General features: G+C 66.7%; 22 protein-coding genes. 8 read left to right on the top strand and 14 right to left on the bottom strand.

What is annotated here, in order from left to right:
* Positions 1-58: 58 nt before the first annotated feature.
* The 3 genes from argE to mscL all read left to right on the top strand — a co-directional run bounded on the left by argE (position 59) and on the right by mscL (position 2,938).
* A complete protein-coding gene (argE, locus tag AB4Y43_RS04555; protein ID WP_368616234.1) occupies positions 59-1,282 on the top strand; it encodes an acetylornithine deacetylase in 1,224 nt (407 codons plus the stop codon).
* Between the two features lie 21 nt (positions 1,283-1,303).
* Complete coding sequence (locus AB4Y43_RS04550) at positions 1,304-2,314, top strand: threonine/serine dehydratase (RefSeq protein ID WP_368727120.1); 1,011 nt, start codon at positions 1,304-1,306, stop codon at positions 2,312-2,314.
* 177 nt (positions 2,315-2,491) lie between these two features.
* Positions 2,492-2,938: a large conductance mechanosensitive channel protein MscL gene (gene mscL / locus AB4Y43_RS04545; RefSeq protein ID WP_069268109.1), complete on the top strand. Its 447-nt coding sequence runs from the start codon at positions 2,492-2,494 to the stop codon at positions 2,936-2,938.
* 78 nt (positions 2,939-3,016) lie between these two features.
* On the opposite strand, the gene AB4Y43_RS04540 is transcribed toward mscL, so the two are convergent.
* From AB4Y43_RS04540 to AB4Y43_RS04530, 3 genes are all read right to left on the bottom strand, one after another.
* Positions 3,017-5,014, bottom strand: coding sequence for a response regulator (locus AB4Y43_RS04540; protein WP_368727119.1), 1,998 nt, complete (start codon positions 5,012-5,014; stop codon positions 3,017-3,019).
* 110 nt (positions 5,015-5,124) lie between these two features.
* Positions 5,125-5,625, bottom strand: a complete 501-nt coding sequence (locus AB4Y43_RS04535) for a response regulator (protein ID WP_368727118.1) — start codon at positions 5,623-5,625, stop codon at positions 5,125-5,127.
* A 75-nt stretch (positions 5,626-5,700) separates the two neighbouring features.
* Positions 5,701-7,353, bottom strand: coding sequence for an ATP-binding protein (locus tag AB4Y43_RS04530; RefSeq protein WP_368727131.1), 1,653 nt, complete (start codon positions 7,351-7,353; stop codon positions 5,701-5,703).
* 515 nt (positions 7,354-7,868) lie between these two features.
* Here AB4Y43_RS04530 and AB4Y43_RS04525 point away from each other — a divergent pair.
* Complete coding sequence (locus AB4Y43_RS04525) at positions 7,869-8,369, top strand: hypothetical protein (protein ID WP_028206958.1); 501 nt, start codon at positions 7,869-7,871, stop codon at positions 8,367-8,369.
* Positions 8,370-8,451: 82 nt separating this feature from the next.
* Here the strand turns inward: AB4Y43_RS04525 and AB4Y43_RS04520 are convergent, their stop codons facing one another.
* Complete coding sequence (locus AB4Y43_RS04520; RefSeq protein ID WP_368727117.1) at positions 8,452-10,980, bottom strand: AsmA family protein; 2,529 nt, start codon at positions 10,978-10,980, stop codon at positions 8,452-8,454.
* 130 nt (positions 10,981-11,110) lie between these two features.
* On the opposite strand from AB4Y43_RS04520, the gene AB4Y43_RS04515 reads away from it, so the two are divergent.
* Positions 11,111-11,857 carry an ATP-binding cassette domain-containing protein gene (locus tag AB4Y43_RS04515; RefSeq protein WP_342946002.1) on the top strand — a complete coding sequence of 249 codons (747 nt, stop codon included), beginning with the start codon at positions 11,111-11,113 and terminating at the stop codon, positions 11,855-11,857.
* Entirely contained in the window at positions 11,854-12,666 is an 813-nt protein-coding gene (gene fetB / locus AB4Y43_RS04510; RefSeq protein WP_342945708.1) for an iron export ABC transporter permease subunit FetB, read from the top strand. Before AB4Y43_RS04515 ends, fetB begins: the two co-directional genes overlap by 4 nt.
* A gap of 69 nt (positions 12,667-12,735) precedes the next feature.
* Here fetB and AB4Y43_RS04505 read toward each other — a convergent pair whose 3' ends face one another.
* Together AB4Y43_RS04505 and ligD are read right to left on the bottom strand one after the other, a co-directional pair.
* Positions 12,736-13,305, bottom strand: coding sequence for a DUF6013 family protein (locus tag AB4Y43_RS04505; protein WP_069268114.1), 570 nt, complete (start codon positions 13,303-13,305; stop codon positions 12,736-12,738).
* Between the two features lie 267 nt (positions 13,306-13,572).
* On the bottom strand, positions 13,573-14,520 hold the full coding sequence (gene ligD, locus AB4Y43_RS04500; protein ID WP_342945707.1) for a non-homologous end-joining DNA ligase: 948 nt from the start codon (positions 14,518-14,520) through the stop codon (positions 13,573-13,575).
* A 470-nt stretch (positions 14,521-14,990) separates the two neighbouring features.
* Between ligD and serB the strand changes: the two genes are divergently transcribed.
* Positions 14,991-15,830, top strand: coding sequence for a phosphoserine phosphatase SerB (serB, locus tag AB4Y43_RS04495; RefSeq protein WP_342945706.1), 840 nt, complete (start codon positions 14,991-14,993; stop codon positions 15,828-15,830).
* An 81-nt stretch (positions 15,831-15,911) separates the two neighbouring features.
* Here the strand turns inward: serB and AB4Y43_RS04490 are convergent, their stop codons facing one another.
* The 5 genes from AB4Y43_RS04490 to rimO form a co-directional block, all read right to left on the bottom strand.
* Positions 15,912-17,117, bottom strand: a complete 1,206-nt coding sequence (locus AB4Y43_RS04490; RefSeq protein ID WP_069268117.1) for a cystathionine beta-lyase — start codon at positions 17,115-17,117, stop codon at positions 15,912-15,914.
* Between the two features lie 101 nt (positions 17,118-17,218).
* Complete coding sequence (locus AB4Y43_RS04485; protein ID WP_069268118.1) at positions 17,219-17,824, bottom strand: hypothetical protein; 606 nt, start codon at positions 17,822-17,824, stop codon at positions 17,219-17,221.
* Between the two features lie 66 nt (positions 17,825-17,890).
* Complete coding sequence (bktB, locus tag AB4Y43_RS04480; protein ID WP_368727116.1) at positions 17,891-19,075, bottom strand: beta-ketothiolase BktB; 1,185 nt, start codon at positions 19,073-19,075, stop codon at positions 17,891-17,893.
* Positions 19,076-19,112: 37 nt separating this feature from the next.
* Positions 19,113-20,063 (bottom strand): sugar kinase, encoded by a 951-nt coding sequence (locus AB4Y43_RS04475; RefSeq protein WP_368727115.1) that lies wholly within the window; start codon positions 20,061-20,063, stop codon positions 19,113-19,115.
* 5 nt (positions 20,064-20,068) lie between these two features.
* Positions 20,069-21,439 (bottom strand): 30S ribosomal protein S12 methylthiotransferase RimO, encoded by a 1,371-nt coding sequence (gene rimO / locus AB4Y43_RS04470; RefSeq protein WP_368604218.1) that lies wholly within the window; start codon positions 21,437-21,439, stop codon positions 20,069-20,071.
* A 283-nt stretch (positions 21,440-21,722) separates the two neighbouring features.
* On the opposite strand from rimO, the gene AB4Y43_RS04465 reads away from it, so the two are divergent.
* Positions 21,723-22,022 (top strand): DNA-binding transcriptional regulator, encoded by a 300-nt coding sequence (locus AB4Y43_RS04465; RefSeq protein ID WP_069268122.1) that lies wholly within the window; start codon positions 21,723-21,725, stop codon positions 22,020-22,022.
* Between the two features lie 154 nt (positions 22,023-22,176).
* On the opposite strand, the gene phaR is transcribed toward AB4Y43_RS04465, so the two are convergent.
* From phaR to AB4Y43_RS04450, 3 genes are all read right to left on the bottom strand, one after another.
* Positions 22,177-22,782: a polyhydroxyalkanoate synthesis repressor PhaR gene (phaR, locus tag AB4Y43_RS04460; protein ID WP_133186007.1), complete on the bottom strand. Its 606-nt coding sequence runs from the start codon at positions 22,780-22,782 to the stop codon at positions 22,177-22,179.
* Positions 22,783-22,931: 149 nt separating this feature from the next.
* On the bottom strand, positions 22,932-23,672 hold the full coding sequence (locus AB4Y43_RS04455; protein WP_069268124.1) for a 3-ketoacyl-ACP reductase: 741 nt from the start codon (positions 23,670-23,672) through the stop codon (positions 22,932-22,934).
* 108 nt (positions 23,673-23,780) lie between these two features.
* On the bottom strand, positions 23,781-24,962 hold the full coding sequence (locus AB4Y43_RS04450) for an acetyl-CoA C-acetyltransferase (protein WP_342945703.1): 1,182 nt from the start codon (positions 24,960-24,962) through the stop codon (positions 23,781-23,783).
* Positions 24,963-24,975: the final 13 nt, after the last annotated feature.

The following is a 24,975-nucleotide window of genomic DNA, read 5'->3' as shown; positions in this document are numbered from 1 at the left end:
TTGGCTTGCCGTATTCTTTTTGGGTAAGATGAAGAATACAAGCAAGCTGGAGTCCAACATGTCCCTCGCCGCTGAAACAGCGCAGTCGTCCACGCCTTCCGCCTCCCTTCCCGCCTCGCTTGCCTGGGTCACCCGTCTGGTTTCGATGGATACGGTCAGCCGCCATCCGAATCTCGGCCTGATCGAGACCGTGCGCGACGATCTGCGCGCGCGCGGCATCGAATCGACGCTCACCTATGGCCGCGACGGCAAATGGGCCAACCTGTTCGCCACGATCCCCGCGCACAACGGCGAAACGAACGGCGGCATCGTGCTCTCCGGGCACACCGACGTGGTGCCCGTGGACGGCCAGAAATGGGACAGCGACCCATTCAAGCCCGAGATTCGCGACGGGCTGCTCTATGGCCGCGGCACCTGCGACATGAAGGGTTTCATCGGCGCGGCGCTCACGCTCCTGCCTGAGATCCAGCAGACGAAGCTTGCCAAGCCCTTGCACCTCGCGCTCTCGTTCGACGAGGAAGTAGGCTGCGTAGGCGCGCCGCTCATGATCGAAGAACTCGTGAAGCGCGGCGTGAAGCCTGAAGGCTGCATCGTGGGCGAGCCCACGAGCATGCGCCCCATCGTCGCGCACAAGGGTATCAACGCGTACCAGTGCTGCGTGCGCGGGCAGGCCGCTCATTCGTCGCTCACGCCGCGCGGCCTGAACGCGATCGAGTACGCGGCGCGCCTCATCTGCTACATCCGCGACATGGCCGACGAGTTCCGCGCGAACGGTCCGTTCGACGAGCTTTACGACGTGCCGTTCACGACCGCGCAGACGAGCACGATCGAAGGCGGCAACGCGATCAACACGGTGCCCGCCGAATGCCGCTTCGCGTTCGAGTTCCGCAATCTGCCGACGCTCGACCCCGACACGATCTTCGCGCGCATCGAGCAGTACGCACGCGAAACGCTGGTGCCGAAGATGCAGCGCGAGCACGCGGTGGGCGCAATCGAGTTCACGAAGATCGCCGCCGCCCCCGGCCTCGACGCCACCGAGCAGGCCGCGATCACGCAGCTCGTGCGCGCGCTCACTGCCGATCAGGCGCGACGCAAGGTGGCCTATGGCACCGAGGCGGGCCTGTTCGCACGCGCGGGCATTCCGAGCGTGGTGTGCGGCCCCGGCGACATCCAGCAGGCGCACAAGCCGAACGAATACGTCTCGCTCGAACAGCTCGCGGCCTGCGAAGGTTTCCTGCGCAAGCTCGTGCACGGCATGTCCGTCGAAGCCCTGGCACAGTAACCACGTCGGACGCGCACCATCATGTCCACCGCCGCGCCGCTGCCCACCAGTCACACGATCGACGGTGAGGCGATCCCCACGCTCGACGAGATCGCCTCGCAGCATTTCGCGCTCGCGCCGTGGGTGCTGCGCACGCCGGTATTCGACCGCCACGATCTGTCCACGCTCGAAGCGACACTCGTGAACTTCAAGTTCGAGCTGCTGCAGTCGAGCGGCACCTTCAAGGTGCGCGGCGCATTCACGCATCTGCTTGCCCTCGACGCCGCGCAACGCAACGCGGGCGTCACGTGCGTTTCGGGCGGCAATCACGCAATTGCAGTGGCGTACGCGGCGATGCGCCTTGGCATCAGCGCGAAGGTCGTGCTCTTTCGCTCCGCGAGCGCGGCACGCGTCGCGCAGTGCAAGCGCTTTGGCGCAGAAATCGTCGTGGCGGGCAACAGCAGCGAGGCGTTCGAGATCGTGCGCCGTATCGAGACCGACGAGGGACGCTATTTCGTGCATCCCTTCAACGGCTATCGCACGGTGCTCGGCACGGCCACGCTCGGCTACGAATGGGCCACCCAGGCGCCCGATCTCGACGCGGTCGTCGTGCCGATCGGCGGCGGCGGGCTCGCAGCGGGCGTCGCCACCGCGCTGCGGCTCGCGAATCCGCGCGTGCACGTGTATGGCGTCGAGCCCGAGGGCGCGGACGTGATGGCGCGCAGCTTCGCCGCGAACCATACGGTGCGCCTGACCCACATGCACTCGATCGCCGACTCGCTCATGGCGCCGCATGCGGAGCAATACAGCTATACGCTGTGCCGCCGTCATCTCGAGCGCGTCGTTACGGTCTCCGACGACGCCTTGCGCAGCGCGATGCGCGTGCTCTTCGAGCAACTCAAACTCGCCGTCGAGCCTGCTTGCGCCACCGCCACGGCGGGCTTGCTCGGGCCGCTGCGCGACACGCTGCAAGGCAAACGCGTCGGCGTGCTGCTGTGTGGCACCAACACCGATCCAGCGACCTTTCACCAGCAGATCTCGCTTGCGCGCTAACTCAGCGCACGCGCGGTGGGCACGCCGCATGCGTTCGCCGGGACTCCGTCGCCGGTCCCCGTCAAAAGGTCAGGGAATGTCAAATTGCTACCGCGATACGGATGCGTTCGCTATGATTGCGCCAATACGCCGTATTGCCCCCAGCCCCGTGCTGCACCATTCAGGGAGAGCCCGCTCATGAGCATCGTCCAGGAGTTCAAGGAATTCGCCGTCAAAGGCAACGTGATGGATCTCGCCGTCGGTGTGATCATCGGCGGTGCGTTCTCGAGCATTGTCAACTCGATCGTGAAAGACCTCATCATGCCGGTCATCGGCGTGATCACGGGCGGCCTCGACTTCTCGAACATGTTCGTTCGGCTCGGCCATATTCCGGCCAGCTACAAAGGCAACCCCGAGTCGTACAAGGATCTGCAGACCGCGGGCGTGGCCGTGTTCGGCTATGGCTCGTTCATTACCGCGGTGATCAACTTCGTCATTCTCGCGTTCATCATCTTTCTGATGGTGAAGTTCATCAACAAGCTGCGCCAGCCGCAAGCCGCCGCGCCCGCCGAGCCGCCGCCCACGCCGGAAGACGTGCTGCTGCTGCGCGAGATCCGCGATTCGTTGCAGAACAATCCGCGCTAAGCCCGCACGAGCGCCCAGACAAAAGCCCGCGCCGCCGCAAGGTCGCGCGGGCTTTTTTGTGCCCGGATCGAGACAGCGTCAGGGACGAGGCGCGGCGGAATCGGACTCGGCCGCCGCGCTGCGCGCCGCTGCGGCCTCTTCAATGAGCCGTTCGAGCTGCTCGAAGTTGACGGGCTTCGTGAGGTGCGCGGTAAAGCCCGCTTCCACGCTGCGTCGCACGTCGTCGTCGGTGCCGAAGCCGGTGAGCGCAACGGCGGGCGCCGTTGATTGCGCACGAAACGCCCGGATGAAGTCGATGCCCGAGCCATCCGGCAGGCCGATATCGCTCACCACGAGGTCAAAGGCCATGCTGGCCGTGAGCGCGAGCGCGCCGGCCACGCTGCCCGCCACCGCCACCTCGTGGCCGCCCGCGCGCATCAGTTGCGACATGACCTCGGCGGTGTCCTCGTGATCTTCGATCAACAGGATGTTCATCGCGACCACCGGGTGCCGCCCGCGCAGCTCGGCGGTCGCGGCCGTCCCTTCGCCTCGCGCCGCAGTCGGCAGCACGATCGTGAAGGTCGCGCCACAATGCGCGCCGGGGCTCTTCGCGCTCACGTTACCGCCGTGCGCCTCGGTCAGCGCCCGCGTCACGGCAAGGCCTAGACCGAGTCCGCCGAACTGGCGCGTGAGATTGTGGCTGCCCTGCTCGAAGGCATGAAAGAGCTTGCCGATCTGCTCGGGCGCAATGCCGATGCCCGTATCCTCGACCTCAATCTCTACCTGCATGCGCTCGTCGCGCGTGCGCACGTAGATGTGGCCCCCGTCTGGCGTGAACTTCGCGGCGTTGCGCACGAGGTTCCAGAGCATCTGCTGCAGGCGCGCACGGTCGCCGCGCACGTAATGCTGCTGCGCGCGCAGATCGACGTGGACGTCCTGCTGTTTGATCTGGATTTCGCTATGGAAGAGCTCGAGCACGGCCTCGATCACCTCGTGGACATCGACGGTCTCGAGCGCAAGGCTCAGCTTGCCGTTGGCCACGCGCGTGAGATCGAGCAGGTCGTCGATCAGACGCGCCTCGAGCTCGATATTGCGGCGGATCATCAGCACGCCCGCGCGCGCCGCATCGGGCAGGCCCGGGATCTGCTCCAGCAGACGCGTGCCCGCGAGCACCGGCGTGAGCGGCGTGCGCAGCTCGTGCGAAAGCATGGCGAGGAAGCGGTCTTTCGCGCGGTTGGCTTCTTCGGCGGTCTGCCGCGCGGCCTGCTCCGAGGCGAGCAGGCGCTCGCGCTCCTGGGTCGCTTCACGCTGTGCGTCGATGTCGGTGCAACTGCCGAACCATTTGTTCACGCCGCCGCGCGGGTCGCGCATCGGAACGATTCGGACATCGAACCATCGATAAGCGCCATCGTGGCGGCGAATCCGCAACTCGTGGCGATAATCGGCGGCGCCGCTGCTCACGGCCTTGAGCCAGGTGTGGCGAATCTCTTCGCGGTCGTCGGCATGCACGGCGTCGAGCCATGCGAGACCGTGTGACTGGCCCGCGTCGAGACCCGTGTAGTCGAGCCACTGCTTCGAGACGAAGTCGCAATTGCCGTCCGCGCCGCAGGTGAGCACGAGGTGCGGCAAGGCTTCGGAGAGCGTGCGATAGTGCTCTTCGCGGTCGCGCAGGAGCAGCGCTTCGTCGGAGGCGCGCTGCAGCGCGACCTGCGATAGCACGCGCGCGACGGCTTCAGGCAGATAGTCGAGGTAGTCACCCGATTTCGGCACCACGTCCGAGACGCCCGCGCGCAATGCGGCGATCACGCGGGACTCGTCGGTGAAACCGGTCACGAGAATGGCCGGCACGCGCACGTCGTCGGCACGCAGACGGCGGAAGAAGTCAAGGCCCGTTTCCGCGCCGTCGAGCTGATAGTCGAGCACCAGCACGTCGGGCGTTTGCACGGCGAGCAGCGCGCGCGCCTCCCCGACACCTGTGCAGGTGTCCACGCGCGCCCCGGCGCGCAGCAGCGATTTGCGTGCGAGGCGCAGGATGCCTTCGTCGTCGTCGACGACGAGCACGCGCGCGCCGTCCAGCATCGTGGGTTCCTCAGTCATGCGCGAAGCGTCCCTTCGGGCACGGGTCCGGTTTGCCGCCGTTCTTGCCGCCGTTGTTCCATTCGATTGCCAATGCGTGATGAATCCATGCTTGATGCATGCGTAGTGCGTTATCGGGCGCCGCCCTGCCGGGGCTGAACGAAGCGATGTCCCGGCGGCAGCTTGACGACCTGGAGAAAGAAGCCGAGCCGGCGAACGGCCTCGATGAACGCGTCATATTCGACCGGTTTCGTGATGTACACGTTGCAACCGAGCTCATAGCAGCGTTCGATTTCGCGCGGGTCGTCGGTGGTCGTGAGCACGATCACCGGCACCGACGCCGTGGCGGGCTCCGCTTTCAGGCGCCGCAGCACCTCGAAGCCGTCCACACGCGGCATACGCAGGTCGAGCAGCACGACGAAATTGCCGAGTGTGTCGCGCGACGGCCAGTTCGCGTGCGCAGCCGGGTGATCGCCAGGGGTGCCGAAAAAATAATCGAGCGCCTCCTGGCCGTCGCGAAAGCGCAGAAAACCGTTCGAGATCCCCGAACGCCGCAGGTTACGCTCGACCAGCGTGGCGTGCCCGTCGTCGTCTTCGATCAGCACGATGCTGACCTGTTCCCCGTTCGTCATCTCGACTCTCCTACGACCTGCATGAATTTTTTAAGGCTTGTTGAAAGCTTGCCGCGCAGCGGGCCAGAATACCCGCTATGTGGTACGCAACGGCTGGTCCGGCAGCGCGACGAAGAACGTCGAGCCCGCGCCCTCAGTCGATTCGACCCAGACGCGCCCGCCATGCCGCTCCGCAATCCGCCTGGCGAGCGCGAGGCCGGTGCCCTGCCCGGGCGATTCTCCGCCGTGCAGCCGCTGAAAGGCGCGGAACAGCTTCGGCAGATAAGCCTGCGCGATACCGACGCCATTGTCGCGCACAAAATAAGTCCGCGTACGTTCGCCAGGCGCTCCGCCCGCTGATTTTCCGGGGTCCTTTCCCGCGCTTTTGCCGGGTTCGCCGGCGGATTGCGCGCCGGCCTCCAGCGCGCCGATCTCGACCCGGCCCGGGCGCGCGGTATCGAGATGCTGCAGCGCGTTTTCGATGAGGTTGCCGAAGATCTGCTCGAGCGCGGCGGGATCGCCCCACGCGGGCGGCAACTCGCCCACTTCGATACGCGCGGCCTTCGTGCGTTCCTCGGCGAGGCCACCGAGCACGCGCTCGACGAGCCGCGCGACGTTGACGCGCTGCCAGCGGTATTCGAGGCGTCCGGCGCGCGAGATGCGTAGCAGCGCGTCGATGATGGCCGCCGCGCGCGCCACCGCCTGACGCAGGTACTTCAGCGATTCGTCGACATCGCCGTCGAGCACTTCGGCCATCGCGCGATATTCGTGCTCGGGCAGCCCCGCCGCGACGACCTGCGTGCGCAAGTCGTCGCACGATACCTGCAGCTCCTTCGAAAAACCCTGCAGGTTCACGAGCGGCGAGCGCAAATCGTGGGACACGCTGTAGATGAACATCTCGTTGTCCTGACTCTCCTGGCGCAAATGCTCGTTGGCGCTCGCGAGATCCGCGGCGCGCGCCTGCAGCTGCGCCTTCAGCGCGGTCTGTTCGCGCTCGGCCACGCGCAGACGCGCGCTGGTCTGATGCAGCACCGCATCGAGCGCCGCGATTTCATCGTCGCCGGAGAGCGGCGGCGCGAGCGGCGCCCCATCGCCCAGACGCTCGGCGTTCGCCCCGAGCGCGGCGAGGCGCGCACCCACGTTGCGCGCAAACGCCATGGCCGTGAACGCCCAGATCAGCATCGAGCCCACCACGGCGAAAATCAGCGCGTCCTGCTGGCGCTCGCGCGTCTCGCGCAGCATTGCCGCGCGGGCCTCGTCGAGCCGCGTCTCCTCGGCGATGAACTCGCCCAGCACCTCGCGCACCGTCTCGATCTCGGGCGGCATGCCGTTGGCCGCCGCGCGCGCAAACGGCGCGCTATGCCCCGTGCGCAGCGCATCGGCGATATCACCCGCTTCCTTGCGCCATGCATAGGCGGCGTCGCGCATGCGCTCGACGCGCGCGAGCTGGGGCGGATTGTCGGCGACCATGCGCACGAGCAGCGTGATGCGATCGGAGAACTCGGTCCAGACGGCGTGACGATCGATGAAGGAAGGGTCTTCGAGCACGATGCCGGTGCGCACGCGCGCGGCTTCGCGCAGCAACGGGTCGACGAGACTGTTGGCTTGCCAAAGGATTTGCTGCGTGTTCTCGGCGCGTTTGGCCGCGAGCGCGGCCTTTCCCTGTGTGTCGAACACGACGCCGAGCAGCGCCAGTTCGACGATGCTCGGAATCGCGATCAGCAAGAGCCCCTTGGCGAAGAGTTTCATGTCGGTCCGGTTCGGTGGCGGGTCCGGGCGGCGCGCCGTGCTTTTCGCCATGCTTTTTGCAATGCGTTTTGCAAGTACTCGCGCCGAGTGCGCCCTCGCGATGCCAGTTGGCTGAGGACGCCCTGGGGCAACCGCGGGCACCAGAACCGCAACATTATCTGCGCGATTTTTCAGGATGACAATGTATGTGACACCCCACACCTCCCGTCGTGGAAAACCCGCTTTTTTGCGGCAATTCGCCACACCGAGCGCACACACAGGTCTATTATTGAGACGGAGACAAGCGAGAGAGCGCCGGGATATCTACATGAGCGCGACGTGCGATCCGGCATGGCGTTTGCGAACGCGATGAGGGTTTTGAAACAGGGGCAGCAAACCGCGCCGCGCAGGCCGGATCGCTTCAGGCGGTCCGCGCGCCGTCAAAGCGGACCGTCCCCATCTCTATCCTCATGAACACTGCAAATCCGTGTGCTATAAAGGATCGACGTGCGGCGCACCAGTCCGGGAGTGGTCGCATGGGAACGCTGCGTGTACTGCAATCCACCTTTTTCAGGCGAATTTTTATGTCCTTCCCGAAAAAGCGCAAACGCGTCAAGGCAGACGGCGATGAGTCATTTCTCGCCGTGCTGAGTCATTTCAAACCGTTCGGCCAACTCGATACCAAGATCGCGCGTGCGCGCGCGCAGGACGAGCCCGTGCTCTATGCGCATATCCTGCCGGGGCTCGACGTGCTCCTGTGCAGCGTGCGCGGTGCGCAGCCGCCCTATCCGGGCACGAGCGAGTTGCGCAAGCGCTGCATCGAATCGATCGCTCACGCGCTCGAGCAGCCGATCGAAGGCCTCGAAAACGGCGGTTACTGGTACGAGGCGGACGGCTTCGGCTTTCTGGTGTTCGCGAGCCGCGCGCGCGGCCGGGTCCTGCCCGAGTTCGGCGCAGCGCGTCCGACCATGACCACACGGCGCGTGACGCGCCGCCAGGACGCCGCCGGCGACACCGCACCGCGCTCGTTGCGCTAGGGCGCGCTACCAACGAAATTCACCATGCCACTGCGCCGGTCGATTGACCCGGCGCAGTGGTTTTCCGCCTAAGCCTCCTGAGTCAGCTTCCCTTGTAGAGCGGCTCCTGCCCTTGCGTCGGCTTACCCGCCGAGGCGGGCGACGGCGCGTTGCGCGTGGCCGGCCCCGCTTTCGCGCCCTTATCGCCCTTATCAGCAGCGGCGCTCGCGCCCGTGCCGGCGCTGCCGAGGTCGGGCTTCGGCAGCGCGTGCATTTTCTGGCCCGGCGGCGGCGCCACGGGATGCTGATGCATCTGCGCGAACAGCGTGTCGCACGGCAGCGGCTTGTTGTTGCTCGGCGCGATGAGCGGAATCAGTGCAGCGAACGGGTTGATCAGCCCGAGCCCGATCATCGCCCCGCCGCGCAGCGCAAGCGCCGTCGCATCCACGCCCACGTGCGGGTTCTTGAAGGTGCCCTTCACGTAGAGCGGCGAGCGCAGCGTGAAAACGCGAAAGCCCTTGGTATGCGGATGGACCTTCATGTTCATCGACTCGTCGCGCAGATCGATCGGGCCGTCGATGTCGATCACGGCGTCGTCGGTGTCGAGAGCGAACACGCGCGGATCGAGCACGCCGTTGGTGGCGACGAAATCGGCCGCGGCGCAGTTGATTTTCACGTCCCGCGAGCCGAACAGCTTTTCGTAGACCACGTTCGCCACGTTCAGGCCCGCCGCCTCCATGAGCAGCATACTGATCGTGCCCTGCGTGACGAGCAGCTTCACCTCGCCGTTCGAGGTCGCAGCGAGCGCCGCCGGCGAGTTGCCGGTCGCCGTGAGCGAGGCGTCGCCGTTGATCTCGCCGAGCGCCGACTGCATCGTCTTGAAATTCGGGAAAAGCTGCTTGAGCTTCAGGTGGCGCACCTCCAGCGTGCCGCGCGCCTTGAGCGGCGCGCCGCCGCCGTCCAGGTTCAGCCGCGTGCCGAACGTGCCGCCTGCCACGCCGAACTGCAGCGGGTCGAGCACGAGCACGCCGTTCGTCATCATGACGTGCGTGTAGAGATCCTGAACCGGCAGGCTGCCCTGCTTGATGATGCGCCGGCCCGTGAACTTGACGTCGGCGTCGATGGCGTTCCAGCGGTCGGTGCGGAACGGCTCGACCGGAATCACGCGATCGGCCGGTTGGGTCACGGTGTCGCCGCGCTTTTCCTTGCTCGCTTTGCTGTCGGCGCCGATGATCGGCGCGAGATCCGAGAACTGCAGCAGGTTCGACACCAGCTGACCGGACAAAAACGGCCGTGGCGTGCGTTGTTCGTAGACCACCGTGCCGTTCAGATCGCTGCCGCCGACGCGGCCCGTGAAGTTCTCATAGCGGAACACGCTCGCACCGCGCTTGAAATTGCCGACGAAGCGGCCTTCGGTGGCATACGGCGGCGTTTCGGGCAACGTCACGCCGGTGAGGTTGTAGAGATGCGCCAGGCTTTGCCCCTGCAGCCACAGGCGCAGATCGACGGCGGCCAGATGCATCGGGTCGGTGACCGTGCCGACCAGCGCGATGTGCATGTCGCCCACGCGCACGTCGGCCTGGATCGGGAACGGTCGCTTCGCGTCCTGCAGGGCGAGCACGCCGCCGAGTTTGCCATCGCCCGAAAGCGCCGTCTTGCCATACGTGCCCTTGATCGTCCAGCCGATCGCGTAAAACGGCTGTTTCACGGGCGGCTGCGCGGGCGCCGCGCCCGAGCCCACCACAGCGCCGCTGGCGCCGCTCGCGGCGAGCGACTGGGAGCCGGCTGCGGGCGCGCTTGTTGCGCTCGACGTACCCGTGGTTGCGCCGGCAACACTCGCGGCCGCCGGCACGCCCGAAGCCGCCGCTCCGCTCGCCTCGCTGGCCGCGCTGGCGGCGCTGGCGGCCGCCGCCTCCGAAGCCTGCTCCTTGTTGACCTGCTGGGTCAGCCGGTTCGCGCCCGCACGTCCGATGACCTGCTCGGAGCCCCGGCGCGACGCCGCTGCCTGCTCCTCCATCACCTTGCCGATCGGGATGCCGTGGCCGAGCAGGCTCACCCCGATCTTCACGTCGGTTTTCGTCTGCTGGTCGCTCACGGCGATATTGCCGCTCGCGAACGTGATGTCGTGCAGGTCGAGCCGCCACGTCGACGGCCCGCTCGAGGCGGGCAGCTTGAAGGTCCAGTTGTTGCGCCCGTCGACGAGGCGCTCGACGTCGATCGACGGATTCACGAGATTGATCGCCGGAATCACGATGTCGTGCGCGAGCAGCGGCAGCACGGCCACCTCGAAGTCGATCTCGTCGATCGTGGCGAACTGCGGGGACCTGGTCCAGTCGGGATTGGCAATCTGGATCTGCGTGGCGGAAAAACGCGGCCAGGGCACCCACGCGCGCCAGCCCGTTTCGCCGGGCGGCCGCTGCCAGCCTACCTTGAGGTCGCCTTCGATTGCGAACGGCCGCCCAATGGCCTCGGTGACCTTCTCGTTCACGTAGGGTTTGGCGTGGTTCCAGTCGAACGTCAGGATGAAAACGACGAGCACGACAATCAACACGACGACAACCGCGGCGAGCCATGCGATGATCCTGGCGAGCGTGCGGCCAAGGCGGAAAGGCTTGGGCTGCGATGACGTCATGCGTACTCCACGTTATGCGTTGTTGTATGGCCTGCTATGTTGCAATACCGCAAGAGCAGTCAGCGTGCCCGGTTACATCGGCATGTCTGCCTCGCACGACCTGTATGCCGACCCTGTTTGCAATCTTTCGATGCTCAAGCACAACCCGCTTCCCCCGCCCCAAACTGATGGCGCGCCGCTCGTCGAGGCGCACCGGGTCGCCCGGCGCGATGCGCAACGCGGCCAGTGGCTGCTGCAGCCCACCGATTTCGCCCTGCAAGCGGGCGAGCGCGCCGTGCTGACGGGACCGTCCGGCTCCGGCAAGAGTGTGTTCCTGCGCGCGCTCGCGCTGCTCGACCCGCTCGACGGCGGCGACGTGCGCTGGCACGGCGAACCGGTCACTCGCGGGCGCATTGTCCACTATCGGCGGCATATTGCGTACCTGCGGCAGCGGCCCGCGCTGCTGGACGGCAGCGTCGAGGACAATCTGCGCTACCCCTATACGCTAGCGGTATACCGCGACGCGCGATTCGACCCGGCACGCGTCGGCGCGCTCTTCGCCGCCACCGGCCGTTCCAGCGACTTCCTCGCGCGCGACACCTCCGAGCTTTCGGGCGGCGAAGCGCAGATCGTGGCGCTCGTGCGCGTGCTCCAGCTCGACCCCGAAGCGCTGCTGCTCGACGAGCCGACCGCGTCTCTCGACCCCGAATCGGCGCGCGCCGTCGAAGCACTCGTCGCGGGCTGGTTCGACGAAGCGCGCACGGCGCGCGCCACGGTCTGGGTCTCGCACGATCCCGCCCAGGCACAGCGCGTAGGCGCACGGCATCTGACGATGCGCGCAGGTGTGCTCGAAGAACCCGCCACGCGCGCGGCATTCACACAGGGAGCCGCACAATGAGCCCGGGCGTGCTGCAGAACCTCGGCATCGGCGACGTCGCCATTGCGGCGCTGCTCGTGTTCGTCAACGGCGCGGTCTCCGTGCTGCTCAAGCTCGATCTCGAACGCAAGCTGGCGTGGGCCGCCGTGCGCACCGTCGTGCAGCTGCTTGCGATCGGCTACGTGCTCGGCTGGGTGTTCGCGTTCAACCGCTGGTACGTCGTGCTGCCGCTCATGGCACTCATGACGCTGATCGCGGGCTTCGCAGGGGCGCAGCGCGGCGCGCGCACCTATGGCGGGCAACGTGCGGACAGCATCGTGTCGATCTGGGTGAGCGCGTGGCTCGTCGCGGCGGTCGGGCTCTTCGTGGTGATCCGCATCCGGCCGTGGTACGAGCCGCAATATGCGATTCCGATCCTAGGCATGATTCTCGGCAACACGCTGACAGGGGTGTCGCTCGGCGTGGAGCGCATGATGCAGGAGCTGACCGCGCGGCGCGATCGTGTGGAGAGCGCGCTCGCACTCGGCGCGACACGCTGGGAAGCCGCGCAGGCGAGCGCCCGCGAGGCCGTGCGCGCCGGCATGATTCCGACGCTCAACCAGATGGCCGTGGTCGGCGTGGTGAGCCTGCCCGGCATGATGACGGGCCAGGTGCTCGCGGGGCAATCGCCGCTACAGGCCGTGCGCTATCAGATCGTGATCATGTTCCTGATCGCGGCTTCGTCGGCGCTCGGCACGGTGGGCGCGGTACTGCTCGCGTACCGGCGCCTCTTCTCGCCCCAGCATCGCTTTCTCGCTGCGCGGCTCCTCGAGCGCAAGGCACGCGCTTAACGCCTGGGCGCCGTGCGCGGCCGGCGCGCGTTGTGCGCCTCGCCGGCCATCCCGCGCTCAAGGCGCGCCCTAGCGCTGCGCCGAGATGGTGATCTGCGTGCCGTCGCCGAGCTTGAGCGTCTTCGCGGTGCCATTGGTCGGCATCGTAAGGTGGGCGACTTCGCTATGCGCGACCACGGCGGGGCACGTGATCGAAGCGCCGTTGCTCGACACCGACTGCGTGCCGTGCGGCGCCTGGGCGCGGAAGCTCACCTGCACGGTGGCCGTGCCATTGCTCGCGACGATTGGCGCAAGACGCAACTGGGTCTGCCGGACCATCGCGCCGTTCGCGTCGAGCGGCAACGAAGCGTAGTCCGGGCAGCCTTGCGGCGTCGCGACCGCGCCGCCCGGCGGCGTGGTCCGCCAGGTGAAGTCGTCGGTATCGCCCGAACGCAGCGTGCGGGTCTCCTGGGCGTCGCCGAACGCCTTCGACGCGACCCGAACCGTATAGCGGATCGGCCCGTCGGTTGCGGCCTTCGAGGTGACCGTGATCGGCGTGGCCGCGAGTGCCGGCAGCGCGATCGCGCAGGAAGCGGCGAGCACAAACTGGACGAGCGCCGCGTGGCGGCGGCGAGTATGGCGGGAGCTGCGGCAAGGCATGCGTCACCTCCTGGCGGGAACGGCCGCGCCCGCGAGCGAAAGCGGCGTACGCAACGAACGCGGCGAGCCGCGAAAACGCGAGGTACGACGCTCCGCTCCCGTGCGGCGGATGGTCTGTTAGCAGTCTAGCGCGCTGCGCGCTGCCTTGCGCCGAGCACATGCATCGAGCGGACCAGGTTTTATCCTGCTTGTCATCGCGAGCGATTTGCTTGCCGTGCGACGACGCGCCATGCATACACGGCACGCGCCAACCCTCACCTGGTGCCGCTACTTGCCGGCGGTTTCGAGACCCAGCGTCAGTTCCGCCGTCAACGTCTGGCGCACGCGCCCATAGGCGGCCCAGGGGTCGGCTTGTTCGATCTGTGCGAGGCGCGCGTCGATCGTCGCAAGCGTCCATTGCGCGCCGCCCGTCGTCGCCTCCAGTTCGTCCCAGCCGATCGGCACGGACACGCCCAGGCCCGGCCGCGCCCGCACGCCATACGCGAGCGCCGTGCTCGCCCCGCGCGCATTGCGCAGATAGTCGACGAAAATCTTCTTCTTGCGATGTTCGGGGCCCATGGTGGCCGTGATCTGCGTGGGCCAGACGGAGGCCAGATGCTGCGCAATCGCACGGGCGAACGCCTTCGCGTCGTCCCAGCCCGCCTCCGGCGTGAGCGGCACGACGATATGCAGCCCCTTGCCGCCACTCGTCTTGCAAAACGATTCCAGCCTCAGCTCCGCAAGCAAGGCGCGCGTGGACTGCGCCGCCTCGATCATGCGGTCCCAGCCCAGTGCCGGATCGGGGTCGAGGTCGAACACGACCCGATCCGGCCGCTCGATGTCGTGGACGCAGGCGTTCCACGTGTGCAGCTCGATGACATCCATCTGCGCGGCGCTGATCAGCGCTCGCGCCGTATTGATCGTGAGCAGCGGCGGATGGCCCGGGTCTAGCCCTTCGTGTTCGCTGAGTTCAGGCAGCGGGGCGCGAGCGCGATGGCGCTGAAAGAACATCTCGCCGCTCAAGCCCCGTGGTGCCCGCACGAGCGACACGGGGCGATCGGCCAGATGCGGCAGGATCCAGCGCGCGGCGCGCTCGTAGTAGCGTACGAGTTCGAGCTTGTGCGTGCCGCTGTCCGCATCGATGACGCGCCTTGCGCTCGTGATGCGTATGCCGTCGATTTCGCTGTCGGCTGAGTCGTCGCGCCGGGGCCGTGCGCTACGAGGCAAGCGGTGCACGGACGCGCCAGGCGTGGCCGGTGCGGCGGCGTCCGATGTCGGGGCCCGCTCGCCGCGCGGCGTTCGGGCAGATGTCGTGGTTGGGGCCTTGCGAGCGTCCTGCATACCGGTTCCCCTGGCGCCTTGGCGCACATGACGCATCGCGCGACGCGAGTCGCGACACGTTCGGTTGACGGCACGCGGCGGCCGCCCCCGTCGGATCGCCGCATGAACTTTCATTGTGCCTCGAATGGGCGCTTTCGTCGCTGTAAGGTGTTCGCAAACGCACGCCAAAAACGGGGAAGCATCCGCCAGGCGCACCAACGCGACGGGCGGCGCAGGCGACCGCAGCGGTCGGCGGGACGTTACAATGACGGGCTTTACCGCGCATTGCAGGGAGCACTGCGAGGTCTTGCACGCACACGCGCGACTGCGCCCTTATTCATCCGATCGATCCGACGACGCCGCGCGTCGGCTTTGCCCGTCCTGCCATGAACCTCGTCATCCAGAGTCCCGCCCCGCTCGACACCGTCCATCACAAGCCGCTCCTCGGCCTCGCCCGCGGCAGCCGCCTCGCGCCGATCGACGCCCACGCGCTGCGCATCGAGAACGCCGAGCCGGCCCAGCGCGCCGACCTCGAGGTCTACTGCGGCACGCATCAGCTCGACTATGCGTTCGTCGACGCCGGCCGCACGCTCGCCGATTTCGGCCTGCTGGCAATGGACATGGACTCGACGCTCATTACGATCGAATGCATCGACGAAATCGCCGACTTCTGCGGTCTGAAGGCCGAGGTCGCGGCGATCACCGAAGCGTCGATGCGCGGCGAGATCAAGGACTTCAACGAAAGCCTCACGCGCCGCGTGGCGCTTCTCGAGGGGCTCGACGCGAGCGCGCTGGAGCGCGTGTACGAGGAACGCCTGCAGCTCTCGCCGGGCGCCGAGCCGATGCTCGCGGGCGCAAAGGCCGCGGGGCTGAAGACGCTACTGGTTTCCGGCGGCTTCACGTTCTTCACCGAGCGCCTGAAAGCGCGTCTCGGGCTCGACTACACGCGCGCGAATACGCTAGAGATCGTCGACGGCAAGCTCACGGGCCGCGTGACGGGCGAGATCGTCAACGCCGACGTGAAGGCGCGTACGCTCGTCGAAGCCTGTGCCGAAATCGGCATCGACCCGCGCCGCGCAATCGCGATGGGTGACGGCTCGAACGACCTCAAGATGATGGGCGTGGCCGGTTTGTCGGTCGCGTTCCGCGCGAAGCCCGTGGTACGCGAGGCGGCGAGCATCGCGTTCAACTTCGTCGGGCTCGACGGCTTGTTGCGTCTGTTCTGATTCGGGTTTCGCGGCAGGCAGACACGCCAACGGCCGCTCGTGTCCTTGTGGACGCGAGCGGCCGTTGTGGCTTTATGCAGGTTATTCAGGGGTGCTTGTTTTTTCCGCGAGCCTGGCCAGCGAGCGCTCGATATCGGCGCGCAGATCGGCTTCGTCTTCGAGGCCGATGTAGAAACGCACCAGCGTGCCGCGATGCGGCCAGCTCTCGGCCGTGCGCATCGAACCGACGTCGTACGGCATTGCCAGGCTATGCGCCCCGCCCCAGCTCCAGCCCAACGCGAAGAGTTCGAGCGACTCACAGAACGTGTCGATCTGCGCCGCACTATAGCGCTCGTCGAACACCACGGAAAAGAGACCGCCCGCGCCCGTGAAGTCGCGCTTGTAGAACTCGTGACCCGGGCAGTCTTCGAACGCCGGATGCAGCATCACCGCGATTTCGGGGCGCGTCTTGAGCCAGCTCGCGAGTCCGAGCGCGGTGCGATCGTGCGCCTCGAAGCGCGCCTTCATGCTCGGCAGCGCGCGCAGCACGAGCGAGCAGTCGTCGACCGAGACGCCGATGCCAAGCCGCATGCGCGCGGCCTTCAGCTTGAGATAGAGATCGCGGTCGGCCGTGATGGTCGCGCCCATCAGCACGTCGCTGCCACCCGATTGATACTTCGTGAGCGCCTGCACCGAGATGTCGATGCCGTGCTCGAACGGCCTGAAAGCGAGGCCCGCCGACCACGTATTGTCGATGGCCGTCACGACGTTGCGTGCGCGCGCCGCCGCGGTGATCGCGCGCACGTCGGGCACTTCCATCGTCACCGAGCCGGGCGCTTCCAGCCAGATCAGCTTCGTGTTCGGCTGGATCAGCTCGGCGATGCCCGCGCCGATCATCGGATCGTAATAGCGTGCCGTAAGGCCGAAGTCTCGCGCGAGCCAATCGCCGTGGTCGCGGTTCGGCGAATAGACGTTATCGGGAATCAGCACATCGTCGCCCGACTTCAGCAGCCCGAAGTAGACGTTCGAGATGGCCGAGAGGCCCGAGGGTTGCAGCAGCGCATGCTCGCCGCCTTCGATCTCGGCGATGCGCTTTTGCAGCATGGCCGAGGTGGGCGTGGCGTGCAGGCCGTAACGCCATTGCGCGTCGTTGCGCCAGTCGAGCGCGCGAACCGAAGCGAGGTCGGGAAACACCACGGTCGAAGCCCGCGTGACTGGCGCGGCGAACGACTCGAAGCCGGGCGTGAGGTCGTCTTGCGGATGAACGATGCGCGTCTGCAATGCGCGGCTGGAGTCGGATTTGGTCATGTCGGAGCGTATTCGGTTGAGGCGCGATGACGTTGCGGCGCGCGGCTTGCGCGATGGCGCGCGCAACGCCGCATACCGAAGAGTAACACCCGCAGCGGCGCTTACTGCCCGAGGATGAGATTGCTCACGCCGTTCACGGCATGTGCGCCGTTCGACGTCGACGCGCTCGCGCTCGCCGCGCCGGTCGAGACGGCCGGAGCCGCGGCGCCCGCCGCGAGCGGCTTCAGATCGAACGGCACCGGATGGGAATCGTCCGGGTCCATGCGGTCGCCCGAAAGCGAGCCGTCCTCGGCGAACGTGCCCACCCAGTTGCCGGTGATATGCGTGCCGTCGTTCGAGTCCTCGGCTTCGAGCGTCGCGTCGGCGCGATCGCCGGCGATCAGGATCACCTCGCCGGTGTCCGTGAACTGGTATTCGCCATGCACGCCGGTCGGGTCGTCGTCGCCGGCCTTGGCGCCGAGACGCATGACGATCTGGCGCTTGCCGAGCGTGCCGACGTATTGCGGCAGCTTCGCGAACTCGGGGTTCGGCTTGAGCGTGGATTTGACCGGCGGCTGCGCGCCTGCGTCCTGCGCGTGCGCCGCGATCGGCAGCGCGAGGACCATGGCCGCTGCGGCCACGGCCACGATCCAGCCGCGCGCCTTGCTGGCGCTGCGCTGTCGGGCGGCCGCGCGCGGCGGCCGCTGTGCTTGCGTCAATCCTTCCATCTGCATCCTTCCTTCACTTGCGCAGCGGCCTTGCGCGAGCCGCGAGCCGCGCGTCACGAGTCGGCGTCAAATCCGTTCGAAGATGGCCGCAATCCCCTGGCCGCCGCCGATGCACATCGTCACGAGCGCGTAGCGGCCGCCGATACGCTGCAGTTCATAAAGCGCCTTCACGGTGATGAGGGCACCGGTCGCACCGATCGGATGGCCGAGCGAGATGCCCGAGCCGTTCGGATTGACCTTGGCCGGGTCGAGCCCGAGCTCCTGCGACACCGCACAGGCCTGCGCCGCAAAGGCTTCGTTGGCTTCGATCACGTCGAGGTCGCTGACCTCGAGACCCGCGCGCTCGAGCGCCTTCTGCGTGGCCGGCACGGGGCCGATGCCCATGTACGCCGGATCGACGCCCGCGTGCGCGTACGAGACGAGGCGCGCGAGCGGCTTCACGCCGCGCGCGCGGGCAGCGTCCGCGCTCATCAGCAGCACCGCGGCGGCCGCGTCGTTGATGCCCGACGCGTTGCCCGCCGTCACCGTGCCGCTCTCCTTCGCGAACACGGGCTTGAGCTTCGAGAAGTCCTCGAGCGTCGCGCCATGGCGCACGTGCTCGTCGGCATCGAACAGCATTTCGCCCTTCTTCGACTTGATCGAGATGGGCAGGATCTGATCCTTGAAGCGGCCTTCGACGACCGCACGCTCGGCGCGGCGATGCGATTCGAGCGCGAGCGCGTCCTGCGCCTCGCGCGTGATGCCGAACTTCTTCGCGACGTTTTCCGCCGTCACGCCCATGTGGATCGTCTGGAACGGGTCGTGCAGCGCGCCGGTCATCATGTCGACGAGCTGCGTGTCGCCCATGCGCTGGCCGAAACGGGCGGCCGGCATCGAGTACGGCGCGCGGCTCATGTTTTCCGCGCCGCCGCCGATCGCGATATCGGCGTCGCCGAGCAGAATGGTTTGCGCCGCCGAAACGATCGCCTGCAGGCCGGAGCCGCACAGGCGGTTCACGGTCAAGGCCGGCGCGTGCTGCGCAACGCCGCCGTTGATGGCGGCCACGCGCGCGAGGTACATGTCCTTGGGCTCCGTGTGCACGACATTGCCGAACACCACGTGACCCACCGCGTCGCCTTCCACGTTCGCGCGCGAGAGCGCTTCGCGCACCACGCGCGCGCCGAGATCCGTCGGCGAGAAGTCCTTCAGGCTGCCGCCGAAGTCGCCGATTGCCGTGCGCACGCCACTTGCCACCACTACTTCGCGTTCCATAGTCTTGCTCCTCGTCTTCCTGGATGGATGAATCTTGTTATTCGTGTGCTGCGCTTTCAGGCAGATTTGCCAGCAAACGCTCGACATCCTGGCGATACGGGATTGGCGCAACCGCGCCGAAGCCGAGCGTCGAAAGCGCGGCGGCCGCGTTCGCATAGCGCGCCGCCGCGAACGGATCGTCGCCGGCTGCGAGCCGCGCGACGAATGCGCCGCCGAAGCAGTCGCCAGCGCCCGTGGCATCCACAGCCGCGACCACGTGGCCCGGCACGACGCGCCGTTCGTCGGGCGTCGCCACATAGGCGCCGTCCTTGCCCAGCTTCAACGCGACCACTCGGGCGCCGCGCGCGAGCAGGTAATCGAGGATCGCGTCGCGATCGTCGAGGCCTGTGAGCACCGCCACGTCGTCCCAGCTGGGCAGGCAGATATCGGTGAGGCGCAGCACCTCGTTCATCACGGCGCGGGCGCGCGCGAGCGGCCACAGCTTCAGGCGCAGGTTGGTGTCGAAGCTCACGCGCACGCCGTTGGCGCGGGCATGCTCGACGGCGGCGAGTACAGCGTCGCAGGCGCTATCGCTGATCGCCACGCTGATGCCGGAAAGATGCAGCACACGCGCAGCCGCGATGATGTCGAGCGGCAAATCGCGCGGTGTGTAACGGCTCGCGGCCGAACCCTTGCGCAGATAGTCGAAGGCATGGCCGGCCGGGCCGTGCGAGACGAAGTAGACGCCCGTAGGCGCCGTGGCGTCCACCCGCACCGTCGAGGTGTCGACGCCTTCCCGCGTCCACAGGTCGATCAGGAGGCGTCCGAAATGATCGTCGCCGACGGCCGAGACGAAACCCGTGCGTGCGCCCTGGCGAGCCGCCGCGATGGCGAAGTTCGACGTGTCGCCGCCAAAGCCCTGCAAATACTCGGGGCGGTCTTTCGACGCCTGGTTGAACTCGACCATGGCCTCGCCATAAGCGAGGACTTGCGGAGCGACGCTCGTCATGCCCCTCAGACCTCGCCCCAGAGATCGTGGCCATCCGCGCCGGTGATCTTCACCGAAACGAAGTCGCCGACCTTGTAGCGCTTCGATGCCTTGGTCGCCGGCGCGACATACACCACGCCGTCGATCTCGGGCGCATCCGCCGCAGTGCGGCCAATGCCGCCGTCGACGTTGATCTCGTCGATCAGCACCTTGAGGGTCTTGCCCACCTTGCGCTGGATGCGCTTGGCCGAGACCTGCTCCGCCACTTCCATGAAGCGCGCGCGGCGTTCCTCGCGCACGTCGTCGGGCAGCGCGCCGTCGAGCTCGTTCGCCGTTGCGCCTTCGACCGGCGAATAGGCGAAGCAGCCCACGCGGTCGAGTTCGGCCTCGCGGATGAAGTCGAGCAGCGTTTCGAACTGCGCTTCGGTCTCGCCGGGGAAGCCGGCGATGAACGTGCTGCGGATCGTGAGATCGGGGCACATTTCGCGCCAGGCCTTCACGCGCTCCATGACCTTCTCCGCGTTTGCGGGACGCTTCATGCGCTTGAGCACCTCGGGATGCGCGTGCTGGAACGGCACATCGAGATACGGCAGCACGTGGCCCTTGAACGGGCCTTCGGCCATCATCGGAATCACTTCGTCCACGCTCGGATACGGGTAGACGTAGTGCAGGCGCACCCAGGCGCCATATTGCGCAGCCAGCTCGCCCAATGCCGCGACGAGGTCGGTCATGCGCGTCTTGATCGGCTTGCCGTTCCAGAAGCCGGTGCGGTACTTCACGTCCACGCCGTAAGCGCTCGTGTCCTGTGAAATGACGAGCAGCTCCTTCACACCGGACTTGAAGAGGTTTTCCGCTTCGAGCATGACCTCGGCGACCGGGCGCGACACGAGGTCGCCGCGCATCGACGGGATGATGCAGAACGTGCAGCGGTGGTTGCAGCCTTCGGAGATCTTCAGGTACGCGTAATGGCGCGGCGTGAGCTTGATGCCCGCCGCCGGCACGAGGTCGACGAACGGATCGTGCGGTTTAGGCAGGTGGCTGTGCACGGCCTGCATGACTTCGCCCACGGCGTGCGGGCCGGTCACGGCAAGCACCTTCGGATGCACTTCCTCGATCAGGTTCGAGCCGCTCGCGCTCGCCTTCTTGCCGAGACACCCGGTGACGATCACCTTGCCGTTCTCGGAAAGCGCTTCGCCGATGGCGTCGAGACTCTCCTGCACCGCTTCGTCGATGAAGCCGCAGGTATTGACGACCACGAGATCCGCGCCGTCGTAGGACCCCGAGATTTCGTACCCCTCGGCGCGCAGCTGGGTAATGATCTGCTCGGAGTCGACAAGCGCCTTCGGGCAGCCGAGGGAAACCATCCCGACGCGCGGAGCAGGATTGCGGGAGGTCATTGATTCAACAGGGTTTTTCACGTGTACGTCCGGATGTGGGGCGCAGAGCGAAGGTAGCGCCGCGCGGGGTCAAGCCAATCCGCCATTTTACCCGTTTGGCGTATCGTGCGGCGCAGCATGGTGGATGCGCGCGTCGTGGCGCCGGGGTCGGATTGAATATGGACGGAATCAAACTTCGTTCAGCTATCGCTCGCCTGTGAACTGCGCATCCGGATAATTTTCGCCGGGTGCGCCTCGAGCACGGACAACGCAACCTGGACCGTTGCGCGGAGAGAACGAAAACATGAACGAGAAAATGGAACTGTTTCAGCCTGAACTGCTAAAGCCGGCGCGCGAGTTGAAAGCATGCCGCCGTGCCTCGAGTGGCGCATTGCGCGTCACGGGCCACAAGCCCACCGCCGCCGCGCTCGCGCGTGCGGGGGCCGGCCTCTCGCAAAGCGCGTTCGCAGCACTGCTGGGCGTTTCCACGCGCACGCTGCAGGACTGGGAGCAAGGCCGCCGCAAGCCGACCGGCGCCGCGCAAACCCTCTTGCGGGTGGCCGTGGCGCACCCTGAAGCGTTGCGCGACCTGCAAAGCGCTTGATGGCAAATGAGGGCGGCGGCATTGCACCCGCGCCAGCCGCCTCGCAAAGCGAAGCACAGCGCTCGCGCGGCAACGCGCCGCCACGGCGCGCCGGGTAAGCGACAGCGCACCGCGACCTGGCGGCGCGCGCCACCCGCCGTGTGCGCCGCGCCGCTTACTTCTTCTCTTCTTCGCCACCTTCAGGCGCGCCCTGTGCCGGCGCCGCCGCGCCGCCCGGCGTCACGGGCTTGAACGGGAAGCTGCTGAACATGTTCTTCGCCTGGTTCTGCATCTGCTCCTGCATCTGCACGAACATGTTCTTCGACTGCTCGATGTAGCTCGTCATCATGCCTTGCATCATCGGCGCCTGCATGTTCATGAACTGCGACCAGACTTCGGGATTCATCGCGTTGCCTTCGTAAAGGCTCTTCGACTGGTCCGCGAGCTTGTTCTGGATGTCGATGAACGCCTGGATGTTCTTTTCCAGGTAAGTGCCCATCATGCCCTGCATCGCATGTCCATAGAAACGGATGATCTGCGACAGCATCGATGACGAGAACATCGGCAGACCGCCGCTTTCCTCTTCGAGAATGATCTGCAGCAGGATGCTGCGCGTCAGATCCTCGTTGGTCTTCGCGTCGATGACCTTGAACTCCTCCTGCTCCAGCACGAGTTGCTTCACGTCCGTCAACGTGATGTACGTGCTCGTCTCCGTGTCGTACAGCCGACGATTCGGATATTTCTTGATGAGACGTTCGGCGGTTTTCTTTGTAGTCGTCATGTGTCGCCCTTGTTAGCGCCAACGCGCGGCGGCCATTGCCGTCGCGCGTTGGTCTAGCCCGGAAACGGCCTGCCCCGGTGAGCAAACAGGCCCGCTGCCGTCCTCGATCCCAGCTTCGCGCGTCCCCTGCAGGCGCGCTGCGCTCGGGATCAGCCCATGTGCAACCCGCCATTCAGCGAGAAGTCAGCACCGGTTGCGAAGCCTGACTCGTCGGACGCGAGCCACGCCACGATCGACGCGATTTCCTCCGGCGCGCCGAGACGGCGCACGGGAATCGTCGCGACGATCTTTTCCAGCACGTCAGGACGGATGGACTTCACCATGTCCGTGCCGATATAGCCCGGCGAAACGGTGTTGACCGTCACGCCCTTGGTCGCCACTTCCTGGGCCAGCGCCATCGTGAAGCCGTGAATGCCGGCCTTGGCCGTGGAATAGTTGGTCTGCCCGAACTGGCCCTTCTGGCCGTTCACCGACGAGATGTTGATGATGCGGCCCCAGCCGCGCTCGACCATGCCGTCGATCACCTGCTTCGTGACGTTGAAGAGGCTCGTGAGATTGGTGTCGATCACGGCCGTCCAGTCTTCACGCGTCATCTTGCGGAAGACGACGTCGCGCGTAATACCGGCGTTGTTCACGAGCACGTCGATTTCACCGACCTCGGCCTTGACCTTGTCGAACGCCTGGCGCGTCGAATCCCAGTCGCCCACGTTGCCTTCCGAGGCCACGAAGTCGAAACCGAGCGCCTTCTGGTCTTCCAGCCACTTCGCGCGGCGCGGCGAATGCGGGCCGCAGCCTGCGACCACCTTGAAACCCTGCTTGGCGAGGCGCTGGCAAATGCCCGTGCCGATGCCGCCCATCCCGCCCGTTACATACGCAATACGCTCTGACATAAACCACACTCCATTATCGTTTTCCGGCTGCGCCGTTCGCGGTTATTGGTCACCCCGCTGGTCACAAGCGCCGCAGCGGACCACTCGCAGTCCGCTCCGGCAGTGACATCAAGCGCGCTCGAGCGCGAGCGCCACGCCCATGCCGCCGCCGATGCACAGCGAGGCCAGGCCGCGCTTCGCGTCGCGGCGCTGCATTTCGTGCAGCAGCGTCACGAGAATCCGGCAGCCCGACGCGCCGATCGGGTGACCGATTGCAATCGCCCCGCCGTTCACGTTGATCTTCGACGTGTCCCAGCCCATCTGCTTGTTCACGGCCAGCGCCTGCGCCGCGAACGCCTCGTTGATCTCCATGAGATCGAGATCGTTCACCGACCAGCCCGCGCGCTCCAGCGCCCGCTTCGACGCCGGCACCGGGCCCATGCCCATCACCTTCGGATCGACGCCGCCGCTGGCGTACGCCTTGATGCGCGCGAGCGGCGTGAGGCCCAGCGCCTCGGCCTTCTTCGCCGACATCACCACGACCGCGGCTGCGCCGTCGTTGATGCCCGACGCGTTCGCCGCCGTCACCGTGCCTTCCTTGTTGAACGCCGGCTTCAGGCCCGCGAGCGATTCGGCCGTCACGCCGTGGCGCACGAACTCGTCGGTCCTGAACTGCAGCGGCTCACCCTTGCGTTGCGGAATTTCCACCGAGACGATCTCTTCGTCGAAACGGCCCGCCTTCTGCGCGGCTTCCGCCTTGTTCTGCGAGAGCGCCGCAAACGCGTCCTGTTCTTCGCGCGTGATGCCGTATTCCTTCGCGACGTTCTCTGCCGTCACGCCCATGTGGTACTGGTTGTACACGTCCCACAGGCCGTCGACGATCATGCTGTCGATGAGCTTCGCGTCGCCCATGCGGAAGCCGTCGCGCGAGCCCGGCAGCACGTGCGGCGCGGCGCTCATGTTCTCCTGGCCGCCGGCCACGACGATGTCCGAATCGCCCGCGATGATCGCGTTGGCCGCGAGCATCACCGCCTTCAGGCCCGAGCCGCACACCTTGTTGATCGTCATGGCGGGAACGGCCGCGGGCAGGCCCGCCTTGATCGATGCCTGGCGCGCCACGTTCTGGCCCGAACCGGCCGTCAGCACCTGACCCATGATCACGTCGCTCACCTGCTCGGGCTTCACACCCGCGCGCTCGAGCGCGGCCTTGATGACGATCGCGCCCAGGTCGGGCGCCGCCACCTTCGCGAGCGAACCGCCGAATTTACCTACTGCCGTACGTGCGGCCGAAACGATCACAATGTCAGTCATTTCCAGATCCTCC

It is taken from the genome of Paraburkholderia sp. BR10872, assembly GCF_040965835.1.
GTDB lineage: Bacteria > Pseudomonadota > Gammaproteobacteria > Burkholderiales > Burkholderiaceae > Paraburkholderia > Paraburkholderia nodosa_A.
Note: the sequence above shows the minus strand (reverse complement) of the source record. Positions and strands in the feature narration are given on the sequence as shown.

What these genes read in the sequence shown, in the direction of transcription:
- AB4Y43_RS04540 (WP_368727119.1), bottom strand. Translation starts at nt 5,014, where the DNA reads ATGACTGAGGAACCCACGATGCTGGACGGCGCGCGCGTGCTCGTCGTC.
- rimO (WP_368604218.1), bottom strand. Translation starts at nt 21,439, where the DNA reads ATGACCTCCCGCAATCCTGCTCCGCGCGTCGGGATGGTTTCCCTCGGC.
- AB4Y43_RS04535 (WP_368727118.1), bottom strand. Translation starts at nt 5,625, where the DNA reads ATGACGAACGGGGAACAGGTCAGCATCGTGCTGATCGAAGACGACGAC.
- phaR (WP_133186007.1), bottom strand. Translation starts at nt 22,782, where the DNA reads ATGACGACTACAAAGAAAACCGCCGAACGTCTCATCAAGAAATATCCG.
- AB4Y43_RS04455 (WP_069268124.1), bottom strand. Translation starts at nt 23,672, where the DNA reads ATGTCAGAGCGTATTGCGTATGTAACGGGCGGGATGGGCGGCATCGGC.
- mscL (WP_069268109.1), top strand. Translation starts at nt 2,492, where the DNA reads ATGAGCATCGTCCAGGAGTTCAAGGAATTCGCCGTCAAAGGCAACGTG.
- argE (WP_368616234.1), top strand. Translation starts at nt 59, where the DNA reads ATGTCCCTCGCCGCTGAAACAGCGCAGTCGTCCACGCCTTCCGCCTCC.
- fetB (WP_342945708.1), top strand. Translation starts at nt 11,854, where the DNA reads ATGAGCCCGGGCGTGCTGCAGAACCTCGGCATCGGCGACGTCGCCATT.
- AB4Y43_RS04505 (WP_069268114.1), bottom strand. Translation starts at nt 13,305, where the DNA reads ATGCCTTGCCGCAGCTCCCGCCATACTCGCCGCCGCCACGCGGCGCTC.
- AB4Y43_RS04550 (WP_368727120.1), top strand. Translation starts at nt 1,304, where the DNA reads ATGTCCACCGCCGCGCCGCTGCCCACCAGTCACACGATCGACGGTGAG.
- AB4Y43_RS04530 (WP_368727131.1), bottom strand. Translation starts at nt 7,353, where the DNA reads ATGAAACTCTTCGCCAAGGGGCTCTTGCTGATCGCGATTCCGAGCATC.
- AB4Y43_RS04525 (WP_028206958.1), top strand. Translation starts at nt 7,869, where the DNA reads ATGGGAACGCTGCGTGTACTGCAATCCACCTTTTTCAGGCGAATTTTT.
- AB4Y43_RS04450 (WP_342945703.1), bottom strand. Translation starts at nt 24,962, where the DNA reads ATGACTGACATTGTGATCGTTTCGGCCGCACGTACGGCAGTAGGTAAA.
- serB (WP_342945706.1), top strand. Translation starts at nt 14,991, where the DNA reads ATGAACCTCGTCATCCAGAGTCCCGCCCCGCTCGACACCGTCCATCAC.
- bktB (WP_368727116.1), bottom strand. Translation starts at nt 19,075, where the DNA reads ATGGAACGCGAAGTAGTGGTGGCAAGTGGCGTGCGCACGGCAATCGGC.
- AB4Y43_RS04485 (WP_069268118.1), bottom strand. Translation starts at nt 17,824, where the DNA reads ATGGAAGGATTGACGCAAGCACAGCGGCCGCCGCGCGCGGCCGCCCGA.
- AB4Y43_RS04475 (WP_368727115.1), bottom strand. Translation starts at nt 20,063, where the DNA reads ATGACGAGCGTCGCTCCGCAAGTCCTCGCTTATGGCGAGGCCATGGTC.
- AB4Y43_RS04520 (WP_368727117.1), bottom strand. Translation starts at nt 10,980, where the DNA reads ATGACGTCATCGCAGCCCAAGCCTTTCCGCCTTGGCCGCACGCTCGCC.
- AB4Y43_RS04515 (WP_342946002.1), top strand. Translation starts at nt 11,111, where the DNA reads ATGCTCAAGCACAACCCGCTTCCCCCGCCCCAAACTGATGGCGCGCCG.
- AB4Y43_RS04465 (WP_069268122.1), top strand. Translation starts at nt 21,723, where the DNA reads ATGAACGAGAAAATGGAACTGTTTCAGCCTGAACTGCTAAAGCCGGCG.
- AB4Y43_RS04490 (WP_069268117.1), bottom strand. Translation starts at nt 17,117, where the DNA reads ATGACCAAATCCGACTCCAGCCGCGCATTGCAGACGCGCATCGTTCAT.